The organism is Aquimarina sp. ERC-38, assembly GCF_026222555.1.
Classification (GTDB): Bacteria; Bacteroidota; Bacteroidia; order Flavobacteriales; family Flavobacteriaceae; genus Aquimarina.
Genome location: NZ_CP098511.1, coordinates 1,002,687 through 1,018,619, shown reverse-complemented (window position 1 = coordinate 1,018,619; position 15,933 = coordinate 1,002,687). Strand labels below are relative to the sequence as shown.

The 15,933-nt window shown below is 30.3% G+C and carries 12 protein-coding genes and 3 pseudogenes; 3 read left to right on the top strand and 12 right to left on the bottom strand.

Features of this window, described 5'->3' with window-relative positions:
• Positions 1-51: 51 nt before the first annotated feature.
• From NBT05_RS04390 to NBT05_RS04365, 7 genes and pseudogenes are all read right to left on the bottom strand, one after another.
• Positions 52-234, bottom strand: coding sequence for a hypothetical protein (locus NBT05_RS04390; protein ID WP_265772239.1), 183 nt, complete (start codon positions 232-234; stop codon positions 52-54).
• An 18-nt stretch (positions 235-252) separates the two neighbouring features.
• Positions 253-342, bottom strand: a pseudogene (locus NBT05_RS18440) (hypothetical protein); the annotation flags it as partial.
• Positions 343-532: 190 nt separating this feature from the next.
• A pseudogene (locus NBT05_RS04385) lies at positions 533-1,732 on the bottom strand (IS256 family transposase); the annotation flags it as partial.
• A 48-nt stretch (positions 1,733-1,780) separates the two neighbouring features.
• Positions 1,781-3,043 carry a S8 family serine peptidase gene (locus tag NBT05_RS04380; RefSeq protein ID WP_265772238.1) on the bottom strand — a complete coding sequence of 421 codons (1,263 nt, stop codon included), beginning with the start codon at positions 3,041-3,043 and terminating at the stop codon, positions 1,781-1,783.
• Between the two features lie 308 nt (positions 3,044-3,351).
• Positions 3,352-4,941: a S8 family serine peptidase gene (locus NBT05_RS04375; protein WP_265772237.1), complete on the bottom strand. Its 1,590-nt coding sequence runs from the start codon at positions 4,939-4,941 to the stop codon at positions 3,352-3,354.
• Between the two features lie 53 nt (positions 4,942-4,994).
• Entirely contained in the window at positions 4,995-5,165 is a 171-nt protein-coding gene (locus tag NBT05_RS04370; RefSeq protein ID WP_265772236.1) for a hypothetical protein, read from the bottom strand.
• A gap of 118 nt (positions 5,166-5,283) precedes the next feature.
• Complete coding sequence (locus NBT05_RS04365) at positions 5,284-7,035, bottom strand: AraC family transcriptional regulator (protein ID WP_265772235.1); 1,752 nt, start codon at positions 7,033-7,035, stop codon at positions 5,284-5,286.
• 524 nt (positions 7,036-7,559) lie between these two features.
• Here NBT05_RS04365 and NBT05_RS04360 point away from each other — a divergent pair.
• The 3 genes from NBT05_RS04360 to NBT05_RS04350 all read left to right on the top strand — a co-directional run bounded on the left by NBT05_RS04360 (position 7,560) and on the right by NBT05_RS04350 (position 11,634).
• On the top strand, positions 7,560-7,934 hold the full coding sequence (locus NBT05_RS04360) for a hypothetical protein (protein WP_265772234.1): 375 nt from the start codon (positions 7,560-7,562) through the stop codon (positions 7,932-7,934).
• A 50-nt stretch (positions 7,935-7,984) separates the two neighbouring features.
• Positions 7,985-8,746: a GLPGLI family protein gene (locus tag NBT05_RS04355; RefSeq protein ID WP_265772233.1), complete on the top strand. Its 762-nt coding sequence runs from the start codon at positions 7,985-7,987 to the stop codon at positions 8,744-8,746.
• A gap of 416 nt (positions 8,747-9,162) precedes the next feature.
• Positions 9,163-11,634 carry a TonB-dependent receptor gene (locus NBT05_RS04350; protein ID WP_323670462.1) on the top strand — a complete coding sequence of 824 codons (2,472 nt, stop codon included), beginning with the start codon at positions 9,163-9,165 and terminating at the stop codon, positions 11,632-11,634.
• Positions 11,635-12,119: 485 nt separating this feature from the next.
• On the opposite strand, the pseudogene NBT05_RS04345 reads toward NBT05_RS04350, so the two are convergent.
• The 5 genes and pseudogenes from NBT05_RS04345 to NBT05_RS18435 all read right to left on the bottom strand — a co-directional run bounded on the left by NBT05_RS04345 (position 12,120) and on the right by NBT05_RS18435 (position 15,809).
• A pseudogene (locus NBT05_RS04345) lies at positions 12,120-13,154 on the bottom strand (IS1595 family transposase).
• A 246-nt stretch (positions 13,155-13,400) separates the two neighbouring features.
• Complete coding sequence (gene lgt, locus NBT05_RS04340; RefSeq protein ID WP_265772231.1) at positions 13,401-14,228, bottom strand: prolipoprotein diacylglyceryl transferase; 828 nt, start codon at positions 14,226-14,228, stop codon at positions 13,401-13,403.
• Positions 14,229-14,238: 10 nt separating this feature from the next.
• Positions 14,239-15,117 carry a cell division protein FtsX gene (locus NBT05_RS04335; RefSeq protein ID WP_265772230.1) on the bottom strand — a complete coding sequence of 293 codons (879 nt, stop codon included), beginning with the start codon at positions 15,115-15,117 and terminating at the stop codon, positions 14,239-14,241.
• A gap of 103 nt (positions 15,118-15,220) precedes the next feature.
• On the bottom strand, positions 15,221-15,619 hold the full coding sequence (locus NBT05_RS04330; RefSeq protein ID WP_265772229.1) for a helix-turn-helix domain-containing protein: 399 nt from the start codon (positions 15,617-15,619) through the stop codon (positions 15,221-15,223).
• Positions 15,620-15,659: 40 nt separating this feature from the next.
• Positions 15,660-15,809, bottom strand: coding sequence for a type II toxin-antitoxin system HicA family toxin (locus NBT05_RS18435; RefSeq protein ID WP_416346189.1), 150 nt, complete (start codon positions 15,807-15,809; stop codon positions 15,660-15,662).
• Positions 15,810-15,933: the final 124 nt, after the last annotated feature.

The following is a 15,933-nucleotide window of genomic DNA, read 5'->3' as shown; positions in this document are numbered from 1 at the left end:
CAAGGATTTTTACGCTAAGCTTTGTTATTTGTTATAATATTTTTTCTAAAACTATCTTTTTGATAGCTGTTCTGCCATTAATAATGCATTATAAGCATTAATGATTTTTCCTGATTTGGAAAGAGAAGAGAAAAGAACTAGTTTTTTTGATCCGTCTTTTTGGGTGATTTCTACTTTAATATCGTAAGAAGTACCGGAATCTATAAGAATTCTTTTAATTTCATGAGCTGTCAAAGATGGGTAATAAGAACGGATCAATGCATATATTCCTGTAACTATCGCTGCTGCAAAAGAGGTTCCGTCTGATAAGTTAGAACTATTATTAGGAGTTAAAGTATTTATAGCCTGTCCCGGAGCAAATACATCAACATTTTTTTTCCCGTAATTTGAAATCTCCGGTAGTGTAAATTAAACTCTGTCTGAGTTATTTTTTCTTATCCATTTCAAAATTAGTCGAAACTTGTTTTCGACTGATTTTGGAATGCGACCTAGCGTCAGCGACACGTTTTGATTGGTTTTTACCAATATCCAGGTCTATCCTATCCTCAAAGATAATATAAAGTTGCTGTATGGTAGAGCTCCAGTTGTGGAGAGGGCTTGTCCACTTTTTCTGGATGTTCATCGTAGCAAGGTAAACGAGCTTGAGCAGTGCCATATCATTTGTAAAGGCACCCTTGGTCTTGGTTACTTTGCGTACCTGGCGATGGTACCCCTCTACAGCGTTGGTGGTATAGATGATTTTTCTAATAGGTGCTGTATACTTAAAGTACTGTGATAGATGCTCCCAGTTGTTTTGCCAACTTTGAATGACTACCGGATATTTTTCTTCCCACTTGCCCGATAGCTTTTCCAGTTCATCCTCTGCCACTTGTTTATTTGTTGCCCGATAGACTTTTTTAAGGTCCCTCATAAATTCCTTTTGATCCTTTGAAGCTATATACTTTAAGGAGTTACGTATTTGGTGAACGATACAAAGTTGAACCTCAGCTTTGGGGAAAACACCGAGTATCGCATTAGTAAATCCTTTTAGGTTATCGGTACAGGCTATCAAAATATCTTCAAGCCCCCTATTGTTAAGGTCGGTGAGTACCTGCAACCAGAAGTTAGCACCTTCGCTCTCAGATAAGTATATCCCTAGTATTTCTTTTTGCCCCTCTTTGTTAATTCCCAAGATGTTGTAAAGTGCCTTGTGAACGATCTTCCCTTCTACTTTAACCTTGTAGTGCATAGCATCTAACCAGACGATGCAGTATAAAGGTTCTAGAGGACGGTTCTGCCATGCTTTTACATCCGGAATGATCTTATCTGTAATCTGGCTTAGCACGGTATGGGAGATCTCTGTGTCGTACATCTCTTTGATGTGTGAAGAGATATCACGGTAGCTCATCCCTAGGCCATAGAGACCGATTATTTTATCTGAAAGGTTGTCTGCCAGGATACTTTGCCGCTTTTTGACCAGCTCTGGTTCAAAGCTACTGAGACGATCTTGAGGGGTTTCAATATCAAAAGTCCCAAAACCGCTCTTGATGGTCTTCTTGCCCTTGCCATTACGTTTGTTTCCTTTGGAACGTTCAACATCGTCCAGGTGACCTTCCATCTCAGACGCTAAAGCCTTCTCAATAAAACTTTTAAGCATTGGTGCAAAAGCACCATCTTTACTAAAAAGACTCTTACCAGACATAAATTGCTCTAGTGCCTTCTTCTCTAATTCTTGTTGTTCTTGTGTTGTCATAATATCTCATTAAAATTAAACTAAAATTTTAATCAGACAGAGTACAGTTTACACTCTCGAATCTCCTTCTCTTAAATTTTTATTTATTGATTTAGTACTACCACCAACAACTATAAAATTATTTACAATTTCTTTATCCTTATTATTTACATCATTAGGATATTTTATGATATCGTCCGCATTCTCATTTTCATTTCCTGCAGAATTGACTATCAAAACATCATGTGTTTCAGCATACTTTAAAGCATCATCTACAAAATCTTCTTGAATTGAAAATTTTTTACCCTGACTTATATTAATAATTTTAGCACCATTATCAACAGCATATCTTATTCCTAAAGAAAGATTTTTGTCGGTAAAATCACCAATACCTGTTATAGTTATAGGCATTATTTTTATTAAGGTGTTTCCATTATTTTTTTGAAATTGAAGTATAGAAGATATAACTCCAGATATTGCCGTGCCATGCTCAAGAAATCTACTGTTCTGATTAAAATATGAATTACCGTAATTAATATTTAAAAAATTAGTATAATTATCTCCTACCAATTCACGATTATCATAATTTAAATTCATACAGATTTCTAAACATTTTTCCGAGATTTTTAAATCATGTAGTACATCAGTATAATTGTAACTTTCATCAAATAAATACGATAAATATTCAACCCATTGCTGCAAAGATTCGTTTTCTATATTATCAGAATTAATTGTGGAAAAATCTATTACCGAATCATTAGGTTTAAGCTCCAACATTTCTATGGTTTTAGAATACCCTTGAATAATTTGATTATTATATTCAATATCTTGTTTTATTTCTGAAATAATGGAATCATATGATTTTTTGACTTCTTCAAAAGTGAAAGGTAAACCTTTCTCTTCCTTGAGATTACCAAAAGCTTCTTCAGAATATTTCGATAGTATTCGTGTTTCATCCATTAATGTAAAGGTTAGCGCTTTTTTTTGACCTTTGATGCCTAAAAAATTCCAACCATATTTATCATCTACATATCCATTACTGTCATCATCCAAAGAATTATTTGAAATTTCATTTTGATTTACCCAAAAATATTCTTTTAAATCTTTATGCTTTGTGTCAAAATCTGAATCCAATACCGCTATTATAATAGTATCGGTATTCTGTTTAGGTAAATTATTATTATGAAAGGCTGCATTTAAACTAATGCCTGGAAGACTATCTTTATTCCAAGTCCTCATCCACCATTCATTTTTAAGTAAATTGGAATCATTAGATTTTTTAGCAACTAGTGTATTTACCAGAAGGATTATTAATAAAACACGTAAAATCAAGATTAAATTTTTGAGAAAACTGCTATTACTTTTCTTTAATAGCAGTTTTTAGAATTTATAAAATATACAAGGTAAACCTATAACTATTTTTCACCGGAACTAATTATAGGATTTGGTAAAGCCGGAGGTTTAGAATTACTTCCTCCTGATCCCTTTTCACCTTTTTTCTATTTTTCTCCATCATTAATTGGTGATTCACCACCTACAATTTTTAAGTTCAAATTTGTTAAAAGCCTTAATCTGTTTTCTGACATTGCAGCCTTCCCAAAAAATTTCGTTTTATCCAATTTTTAATGGTAGAAATAAAATTAATTATTAGATAGTTGTCTTTTTGAAATTTTTTCCGCCATTTTAATGGCGTTGTAGGCGTTGACAATTTTTCCTGATTTTGAAAGGGATGAGAAGGGAACCATTTCTTTAGAACCATCTTCTCGAGTAATTTCTACATTTATATCATACGGAGTACCAGATTTCATAATAATTTCTTTAACCTCAGGTGCGGTAAGTGTAGGATAATATGATCGAATCAATAAAGCAAGAGTAGCAATTATTGGTGCAGCATATGATGTTCCTCCGTCCTCTATAGAAAGTTTATCATTGGGCAAAAAAGTTTTTACTTCATCAGTTGGAACAAAAATATCAACATAATCCTTCCCGTAGTTTGAACTAGAATCTAAAAGCGTGCTATCTAAATTTTTAGTAGATGATCCTACAACAATCATGTTATTGTAAAGTTCTTTATTATTATTATCAATATCATTGGGGTATCTAATTTTTTTATCTAGGTTTATAGATTCATTACCGGCGGATTTAACAATAAGAACATCTTTTTTTTCTGCGTAGGCAAGTGCATTATCGATGAAATTCTCAGTTATTGAGAAGGTCTTGGTTTGACTTAGATTAATTACTTTAACACCTTGATTTACTGCATATCGTATAGCGAGTGCAATATCTTTATCAGTAGGATCACCATTACCCGTTATTATGATAGGCATAATTTGTAGTTTTTCTGATAAAAATAAAGAACTATCACCATTCGTAAGTAATGACGCTATGACCCCAGCAATTTCTGTTCCGTGGCTTATTTTATCAGTTATCAAATTAAATTTAGGACTTCCATATGTTTTATCATTAATATTTGCGACTTGATCACCTATTAAATCCCTATTATCATAATTTAGATTTAAAGCAAATTGTAAAACTTTTTTATTGAAATTTAGTTCTTTTATAAATTGTTTATATGGAAATCCGGTATCGTAATAGTGTTTTGCAAAGTTCAGGTAATTTTGAATAGTATCATTATTAGTTTTATAATTAATGAGGTCAAATCGATTTATATCTTCTTTATTCATTAGAATTTTTAAAGTATCTATAACTAAGGTATAATTACCTTCCTGTTCTCCATAAATATCAACAGTCTCTTTTGCTGCGTTAAACAGTGATTCAAATGATTTTTTAACATCTTCATATTGATATGGAATTGTATTATTTGAAAAAAGACTATCAACATAGTTCTTACTATATTTTCTAAGAATACGAGTTTCTTCCATAGAAGTAAATACTAAACTTTCACCATTGCATTTTTGCCCAATAAAATTCCATCCGTTTAAATCATCAATATATCCATTTTGATCATTATCAATACCATCAATGACTTCTTGCGGATTTTTCCATATAAAAGGTTTTAATCCTTTATGATTAATATCCATATCACTATCAAGTACGGCGACTACACTAGGGGTTGCCTTAATAACAAGACAGTCTTTAATGAAAATTATACATTCTTTGAACTTAATATCATTTACTAGTTGTTTAGAAAGATAATGATCTTTATTCTTTAATGTTTGACCATGTGTAACTAAGGAAAACAAGATTAGAAGTATACTAAATTTTCTCATATGATAATTTGAGCAAGTATATTACATACTCGCTCAATTTTATAATATTATTTTTAATCACTAGATATTATTGGAGTAGGTGTAGATGGTGGTTTGGGATTTGAAGGTTTAGGTTTATCCTTGTCTTTGCCTTTTTTATCACCAGGCCCAACATCACCATCACCCCCTACTATATAGTGTAGATTGGTTAGTTCAAGGTTTTTTAACTGTTTTAAAGTTTTCATACTCAAATAATTTAAATTTCTCAAACAAAGAAAAACAAGATTAGGATATAAACAACTATAAAAATTGACTTTATAACCCTATTTTTAAAAAAAAGGGTTAAAATCTAAAAGATAAGCTCTATTTCGAAATTTTTTTTAAAAAATCAGAAGGATTTATACCTACCTTATTTTTAAAAGCTTTGGTAAAAGGATCAGTATTTTTAAAACCTACTTCTTTAGCTATTGCAGATATAGAATAATTTCGAAATTTTAAATTATTACGAATTTGATCTAAAGCAAAGTCTATTCGTAAATCATTTACATATTGTCTAAAACTTTTATGATGGTGAAACTTTACAATACGTCCTAAATAATTTGCATTAGTGTTAAATTGTTTCGCTAATATGGTAGCAGTTAGTTCAGAATTTATGTAATCTTGATTTTCTTCAAACCGCTTAAGTTGCTTTAAAATATCAGATACTACTGGTTTTGAAATTTCTAAATTATCAGTATAATTTTCATCTTCTATATTAGTGGATTTATAAGAATAAGATTTCTTGGTTTTTCCTACCAGATCATCAAACCTTTTTTGAAATTTTATTTCTAGTAATTCTTTTTCTTTTTCTTTTTTTAATAATAATTTCTTCCTTCTTACAATTTCAAATAACAATATTATAATTACAAATAGTGCTGTAAAAACCCAATATCGAACTTTTTTATTTTTACCTTTTAATTGCTTAGTTAATTCTTCTTTTTGCTTTAATAGTTCGGGTTTTTCCAGATTATTTACTAAGTGTTCATATATAAATGTATAGTTATCATGTGCAATACTGTCAAAATGTAATAGTTGATTAACAAAATATAATTGTTTTTCTATATATTTTTTCTTTTTAAAATATGAAATTAAATTCTCATAACCTGATCTAACAGGGGGGTATATGCTTCCTAATTTTGAGTATATACTATCCATTTTAATTAAATAATCTATACCGATATCTTTGTAGCCTAATTTAAAATGTGACATGCCTATTATATAATAGCAAGCAGCAACGCTTTTCTCATCTTCATCTTCGATAAAATGAGAAATAGCAAACGTCCCGTTTTTAATTGCATTCTTGTATTTTCTCGAATCATAATCAATTTCTGCTTCATTTAATTTAATTTTATTCAGACTTCTAAAAGCCCATTCAAATTTTTGATATTGTTTCGCTTCATTAATTATAATTTTGGCAGAATCTAACTTTTTATTTAAGCGATATGAATTGCTTAAGATATGTAAATTATTGAGATAAGACTGTTGTAGACTTTCATCAATACTATCAGTTTTCTCTATTTTCTCTTTTAAAAATATTGTACTTAATTTAAAATTCTGTAAAGATTCTTCATACCTACCGATTCGCTCTTTTAAAATACCTAGACTTAGTAGAGAACTGATTTGATAATCCTTAAGTCCATACTCCTTTGCTATATTATAAGCTTTAACATGATTAATTAATGCTAATTGAAAGTTTCTTTTATCATTATATATAACTCCTTTATTGTCGTAACCTTGCCAGGACCATTGATAAGATTTTAACATATTAGCGTACTTAATCAGGCTATCATTAAATTGAAGGTTACTATTTAAATTCTTGTATGTTAATACATAATAGCCAATAGTAATTCTGGCTGTATCTTTTTCTTCATATGCTTTTCTTATGAAAGCTTTGGCATAAAAGTTATAAAGACTATCAATTTCATAGTTATCATAATGAAGTTTGTAAATTTCGTCATATGATTTTGTTAGTAGTGTATCTTTTTTAGTGCCAAAAAGATTCGATTCAATGTCTTGGGAATAGAGGTAACAGTGAGATACAAAATAGAGGAAAGCGAATCTAGTAATAAAGATCATTATAAGGCAAACTATAAATTAAATAGCTAAAGTTTATTTAAAGATACTATACCTGGCTAAACCATAAAATCAAAAGAGTTTTTAGTTCAAAAATCTAGATCTTTAATTCACTATTATCAAAATTTTCTAAAACGTAAACAGTTGAGATATCTTTAGTGTTCAAGTTATTATATCTAATTACTATAATTAAACTGAAAGCTTAGTAATAACATAAAACATCTCCATTATTTTTAAAAATAAGGTTGGTATTTTTAAAAAACAGGGAATGATCTGTTGTACAATAATTAAATACCCCACATCTTTGCTTCAATCAAAAAACGAACGGTTTCTTAAAATGTTATTTAGATGTTTTTTCCATATTACAATTTTGCAAAGATATGATAGAACAGATGAATATTTTCTGTATGAATTGTCTAAGTAACTTTTTATAAAATGAATACAAAACATCATTGCGCAATGACCAGGCGGAATCCGAAAAGCCTTTTTTAATAGAGTAGGAAACAAATTAATAAATTTATAATAAAATGAAAAAATTATTTTTAACACTTATTGCATTTCTTACTTTTGCTGGAACAACTTTTGCTGGAACAACTTTTGCAGTTGAGAATGACTCAAATCACAGAACAAACTTTGTTATAACATCTAGTTGCGAAAATGAAACAACAGTTATTAATCTTGATATTTCTTCTAAAGATGAATTTAATAACTTTGAAGAAATTCAACTTTTGTTAGAGGATTTTTGTACAGTTGATGTATCAGTTACAGTAAGTGTAGGTGTGTCTTCCACGAGTGCCTCCGTTACTTTAACAGCAAAAGATATTCCTTGCGATAGCGTTGCTTCAACAATTAGGGAGTTAACACGACAGGCGAGGATATCTCTTAGTGACGCGATAAATTAAACAAAAAAATGAAGAGCTTTAATAATTATTAAAGCTCTTCTTAAACAATTATGAAAAATTTAATCAACACAGTAATAGTATTAATTTCTTGTTATTACGCATATTCGCAAGAAATCCAAACTAATTGCAAAATTGTCTATGATTTTAATATTAGTCTTGATGGCACCCCAAAAAACTATAAATCAACATTGTTTTCTAATCAAAAACAATCAATTTTCTTTTGGAATGATCAAATGAGCGAAAAAAATACCGAAGAAAGCGGTGAATTAGGAAATGTAAGTATTAAAGTAAATATTAATGACTCAATAGGTACTATTAATAAAACTGATTTTGAGAAAGATTCTTTATTCACGAGAACTGTGTGGATAAAAGGGGAAACGTATATAATCAAAGAAAAAAAACCCAAGCTTAATTGGACATTACATGAACAGCAAAAGTATATTGGTGATTTATTGAGTACCAAAGCAACTTGTGAATTTCGTGGTCGTTCCTACACCGCCTGGTACGCTACTAGCATTCCAATTCCTTTTGGTCCCTGGAAACTCCACGGGCTTCCAGGAGTTATTCTAGAAGCACGAGATAGTAAAGGAGAGGTTGAATTTTTAGTTGAGTCAATTAATATTCCACATAGTCAGAATATTCAGGATTTATCACGTTCTGGAAAAACAATAAGTCTTAAAAATTATGTTGAAAAGAGAGGTAAACTGGTAAACTCAATTGTTAAGTCAATTAAGGGTAAGCTACCTAGAGGCGCAACGGTTGAAGTTAATGAAACAGAAGTAAATCATTTAGAATTTTTTCCGAATAAATAGTTTACTTATTGTTGTTAGGTCTATATAATATTAATCATCAATCTTTAATATTCGTTCCCCAAGTTTTTGTTTTATATAGGAAACCCCTTTTATTCAGCAATAAATTATAATTACATTTTTAATATTGAACACTACTTAGATAAGTAATTGTCGATAAACATTTATCTAAAATTCGACTTTATACAGTAAACATGATTATGATAAGGTCAAATTATATAAAACCAAAATCGAACAAAAACATTTTTTTACTTTTTGTTCTAATAATTACAAATTCAGGTTTTGGACAGACTTTCCTTCAAGGAAGTATAAAGGACACAATAAATCAATCGGTTTCATTTGCCAATGTAGTCCTTTTTACTGCTGACACTACAAAAACGGTTACATATACTTACAGTAATTTAGATGGATTTTATAAGATGCAAATTGATTCGTTAGGAAGTTATGTAATCAAAGTAAGTGGATTATCATACGCTGACGTTTTTATCCCTTTGAAGTTAGAGAATCATAATAAACCAATTGAAAAAAATATAGTTTTGAAAAATGATTCTTTTACCCTGGATCAGGTAATTATAAATGCTAATGCCGCTATCACCGTAAAAAAAGATACTATAATTTTCAAAGCAAATCGTTTTGCTGATGGCAGTGAAGAAATTGCTGAAGATATCCTTAAAAAATTACCTGGGGTAGAGGTAGATAATGACGGACAAATCAAAGTGCAAGGTAAAGCTGTGGAAAAGGTAATGATAGAAGGAGATGATTTATTTGAAAAAGGATATAGCTTATTAACCAAGAACTTAAATTCTAATAGTATTGATAAAGTTGAAATCCTCCAACGATTTTCTGATAATCCACTATTGAAAGGGATTGAAAATAGTGATAAAGTAGCTATCAATTTAACCTTAAAACAAGGTCAAAAAACCTCACTATTCGGAAATGCTTCACTTGGATATGGAACCGATAACTTTTATGAGAATCGTCTTAATCTTATTTCGTTTAATAAAGACACCAAATTTTATGTTTTTAGTAATGTAAATAATACTGGAATAGATGCAATTGGAGATATTTATAAAATTATTAATCCAAATGTTTTTTCTGATATAACATATGTTGGTGACGATATTGGAGCCATAGATATTATAAATATTGAAGGTTTGCAACCTGATCTTAAAAAAGAGCGTATCAATTTAAATAATTCTGAGTTTGCTTCTTTAAATACAGTATACAATCCATTAGAAAAATTAAAGATTAAAGGGATTGCTTTTTTCAATACCGATGAAATCAGTTTTTTTAATACTAACACCATACAGTATTTAATTGGAGAAGATAGTTTTACTAACAACGAAGAAGGGAGAATAAGAAAAAAACTATTCACCGGATTTGGAAAATTAGATGGAATCTATTCTATTAATGATGATAGTAGGATAGAATATGTAAGTAAATATAACATTGGTAAGCAAAATAGTAGAGAGGCTTTAACCTTCAATGATGAATCTATAAATAAACAATTAGACACCGATAACGTATTCATTGATCAAAGAATCACGTATACTAAAAGGCAAAAAGATAAAAGTGCCCTATTGATAACTGGAAGATATACTTACGATGAAAAGCCTCAAAATTTTTCAGTTGATCAATTTCTTTTTGAAAACTTGTTTCCTGAAGAAGAAGAGATAGAATCTATTTTACAAAACGTGGATTATAAGTTTAATTATTTGGCATTAGAGGGAAATTATATTACTAAAATCAACAAGAATAATTTAGATATTAAATTGGGATATCAAAATACAAACTCAAAGCTTAAGAGTTCTTTGTCATTTAAAAATAATAATCAAACCAGTTTTCCGGACGATAATTTATTTTCCAATAATCTTAATTATCTTTTTAGTGATTTATATTTAAAATCAAAATATAGCTGGGAAATAGGAAAAGTGGTTATACGACCGTCATTTCAAATACATCAATTATTTGTTACCGTAAATCAAAATAGTTCTGATAATTCGGAATCTATATTTTACGTAGTTCCTGGGATTGGTCTCAATTACTCTATTAATAAAAAAAATAAGTTATCATTCGCTTATGAATATGAAACAAAGAATTTTTCTTTTTCAGATGTACAAAGCGGATATATATTAACTAATTTTAGAAATTTTAACAGAGGTCTTGGTAATTTTGAACAATTAAATAATTCTTTTTTCTTTGCAAATTATGTTTATGGTAACTGGAGTGATGAATTTCTTATCAATTCTACATTTCTTTATTTAAAGAACGATCAATATAAAAGTTCCAGAAGCGAAATTGTGCCCAATTATAGTTTATCAGAGACTTTTATTCTTGATGATAAAGAACAATATACCTGGAATACAAGTATAGATAAATTTGTAGAACAACTATCGATTAATTTTAAGGTCAAAGGAGGCATTTCTGAAACAAATTTCCAAAATATTGTAAATAATTCTGAACTTAGAGACATTAGGAGTAGATCTTTTAATTACGGAGTAGAAATACGGTCAATTTATAATGGAGTATTTAATTTTCATATTGGTAGTAAGTCAATTACTTCGGAAGTTTCTGTCAATTCAAATGTTTCAAATATAAATAATACGTCATTTTTAGATTTGAATTTTGAAGTCAGTGAAAAACTTCATTTTAAACTATCAAACGAACGCTATTTTTTTGGAAATTCTAATCGAGATAACACATATTATTTTACTGACTTTGACGCTAAATACGTTATTAAAAAAAATGCCCTTACCCTTAAGTTTCTAGCCCGAAATATTTGGAATACGGATACTTTTGCTACGTACTACGTGGGAGACACAAACCAGTTAATTTCAGAAAATAAAATTTTGCCTCAATACTTTCTGCTTAAATTGGATTTTAAGTTTTAAAAGTTGTTAGTTTATATACATATCTAAAACCGGTAGAGTTTGGAGCCAAAGTAAACAAACTTCAAATTGACGGGATTAATTTTATTGAGCATATCAGCTTTGATGCTTTTAATGAAGGCACACGATTACAATCCACTATCTACAAAATACAAAATCTGACCCATAGAAAAACCAGGATTATTGGAGCAAATGCTATCTATGCTACCAACAAAAACAGAAACTTTGTAACCAAGCATCAAATTAAAACTGACTTCAAAAGAAAAGGAAAACTACCTAAAAATTATAGAGACGAAAAAAAACTAAAAGCACTAATTACAAAAAAGAGAGCCACTCGGTTAGAGGGAAGCTTACATACAAACTGCCAATGCCCAAGAAATAGGAAGGAGGATTCAGAGAACCGCACAACTAGCAGCAGCCTGATAAACACAAAATAATCAGTAATAGGGAACGTGCGTTTTATTACTATTAAAAATATATGCTCTAGTTTATAATTGCGTTGATATTAGTTTTTGATATTGTGCTTCAATATTTTTGTAATTCTTTATAGCGTTAACATTTAAGACGGTTTATTGCACAAATAGCAACGCTTTATCCTTATTGTTTTTGAGCTGCTCTTTGAGTTTAAACCAATTTAGGTACTGTTGCAGGTATTTAGTGGCTAAACCCCAAAAAGCATTATCAATCCATTTTTTTATTCTGTTGTGGGTAGAATTAACATGTTGTATATGGTATATTTTATCTTTTACCTGTTGTTTTATACTCCCTTTTAATGGATAGTGTTCTATGTTTTGGTCTATAGCAAAGCCTTTATAACTCACATGGGCATCACTACAAAGAATCGTCTGGTTCTTGTTAATTCGGTCTCCGATAGCTTTTTGTATATCACTTTTCTTGATACGCCCCATAGTTGCAACTGTCAAATCCAAACCTGACCTCCTGTCTTGTGTAACAATGACCGCTACATGATCTTTGTTAATACCTCTTTTACTAGAGGTGCCACCACGTTTCCTAGATTCACGCCCTTCAGGAGTTTTTCCTTTTTCCGAGTTTAAAAAGAAGGTTTCATCACTTTCAGTAATTCCAGTAAAATCATCCCGATTTGTATCCGTTAAGGAAGCTAATATTTTATGACGCCAATCAAATGCAGTCTTTTTATTGATTTTCAAAGATTCCTTGATCTTATCCAAACTCTTTTCTTCTAACATTAAGGCTAAATAGGCATCTACTTTATCTTTCTTATGTAAACCAGCCATCCAAGTGCCTGTATATTCTGTAAAGCTCCTGCGACAGGACTTACATTTGTAGCGCTGTGCTCCTCTATCTATACCAAAACGAACATATTTTGGGTGATTACAATGAGGGCAACACCCTTGTTTATTGTCCAAAATATGACGACGAGATGCTTGCACTTGAATTGAAGAGCTTTCCTTAGTGATGAGCTTCTCTAACTCTACAGCCAATAAAGCCTGATCTTCAACAGATAACTTACTTATCCCAACTTTTATCTTTTCTAAATCCATAAATTAAAGATACAAATAATAGCAATTATAAACTAGAGCGAAAATATATTATTTTCCCATTAAACTAACAAAAAACAAAATCTAAGATCTTAAACAAATAAAATCTTGGATCTTATTTCATCTGTTTTTAAAAATCTAAGCTATTTTCTGAATGTGCTATTATAAAATTGGGTTTTACTTTATACTAAAGATTCACCTAGAGATTAGAAAAATTGTAAATAATCGATATAATTGTTTAACCTATGTTTAAGTAAATTCAGCTGTATTTTTCCCAAACACCTGATTATAAAATAAAAAGAACACGCCAATGACGATAAAAGGTATACTTAACCATTGTCCCATATTTAAGGTCATATTATCTTCAAAGGCAACTTGGTTTTCTTTAAAAAATTCAACTAGAAAGCGGGAAACAAACATGCCAATTAAAAAGATCCCAAAAAGAACGCCGTCGTATTTAGGGCGAAGCTTTTGGTAATAAAAGTATACTGTTATAAAAACTAGCAAATATAAAAAAGCTTCGTACAATTGTGTTGGATGTCTGGGGATCAAATCATCCCGCATAAAAACCACTCCATAATCCCCGTTTGTAGGTTTCCCGTAAATTTCAGAATTCATAAAATTACCTAAACGAATAAAAATACAACCTACCGGAATCCCGATACTCAAGTAATCCATAATTTTTAAGAACGGCATTTTATATTTTATACAGTAGATAGTGATGGCAACTAAAATGCCAATGGCTCCACCGTGACTGGCCAATCCGGTAAAGCCGGTAAATTGCCAACTACCCTTCACTTCTCGAAAAGGAATAAACATTTCCAGAATATGATCAGCATAATAGTCAAAATCATAAAACAAACAATGTCCCAACCTTGCCCCGATAATTGTTCCTAGAAACAAATACGACGCCAAGGTTTCTAAATATGCCACAGGAACCCCTTCGGATTTATATACTTTTTTGACCACCTGTACCCCTAACAGTAAGCCTGTTACAAAAAACAACCCGTAATAGCGTATAGGAAGTATCCCAAATAAACGGGTAATTTCAGGATCAGGATTCCAATTGATAAGCATAATTTAAATTTTAATAGTACAATTCATCCGTTCGGAGGTTTAAAAAGCGCTGAGTAGCAAAAAAGGTGCTGATCCAGGTAATAATCACCCCCATCCCAAAAACACCTAAAAATAATCCTACCAATAGAGGAATATCCTTTAATAAAGACAATTCCGGAAAAGTCTTATCCAGGTAAAAAAGCACCACACCTACGCCAATGATGGCGACAATAGCCCCTACGATACCTAACCGGATAGATTTCCAGATAAAAGGTTTCCGGATAAAAGATTTAGTAGCCCCTACCATTTGCATGGTTTTAATAATAAAACGTTTAGAATAAACAGAAAGCCGAATCGAACTATTAATCAAAAGCACGGCTATAAACGTAAAAATGCCGCTAATTAATAAGACCCAAAAACTGATCTTTTTAATGTTATCATTTAATAGCGAAATAAGTGGCTTACTTACATCAACTTCATCTACAAAATTCTTTTGTTGTAAAGAGCTTACAATTTCTTCAATTTTAACCTCATCTACAAAATCCGCTTTTAAATACACATCAATCGCATTTTGTAGCGGATTATACCCTAAAAAATCCATATAATCCTCTCCGATTTCCTTACTTAGCGATTCCGCAGCCTCTTCCTTAGAAATAAATTGGGTGGATTTTGTATAATCTGCCAGTGCTAGGCTTTTTTCAAGCTGTTTGATTTCAACCTCCTTTGCCGTATCCTTTAAATAAATAGAAACCGGAATTTTTTCTTTAAAATGATCCGCCACCTTTTTAGTATTTAAAATCAACAAACCCAGGAGGCCTAATAAAAAAAGTACCAAGGAAATACTAATAACCACCGAAAAATAAGAAGAAATTAATCTTCTTTTTTGATATTTCTCAAAAGAAGAACTCATAAAAGCAAATTTGAAACGTAAAAGTACTAAAGTTAGGATTACTTACTCCATTTCATTTAAAATGATAGCGTACTATTTACTTCATTTTTAAAATTAAGGGATGCTATACTACTTGTAAAAGGTTTATTCCGGAGAGTTCCTCGCCAATTTGATGTATACCACTAAGTATTTTTTCAGTTTGTTTTGCCGATGGTTTTTTATGCCCCTGAACATATTGTGATAACAAAGATGCATTCATACCTATTTTTTCTGCTAAGAACTTTGCATTAATTACTTTAAAATATTTAAAAAATTGTTCAAAATCAATTTCAAACTTGATTTGGATTGATTCCGGATTTATTTTTTCTTCTTCAAAATAGAAATTGGTAGCCTCATAAGCATTATTGATAAGCTCAGGTACGGATGTAGCTGTTGTTAAAATCGGATAATCTTTTGAAAATGCAGAAAATCCTGTATTTGTTTTTTCTACTGTCAGTAGTATTGTTTTTTTCTTTAACATCATTTTATTTTTTTAATCCTGGCATCCTTTAAAATTTTCTTCTCTAAACCCTTACCCATTTCCTGACTACCATGATGGGAAATATAGTGGTATTATTTTTGGTTTTATGCCTCATTTTAACGTGCGAATCTTTTTGAGATATAGCATACCAACCGTCTTTCGTCAAAATACGATAGAGCTCGGAACATTTCATCTAAATTAATCTAACTACATTATTAAAAGTAAATAATTATTTACTTTTAAACAAACAAGAATCTTATATTTTCATTTTACATACTTTTATAAAACACAATAAAGTCCTGATTCTTGATTCTTGC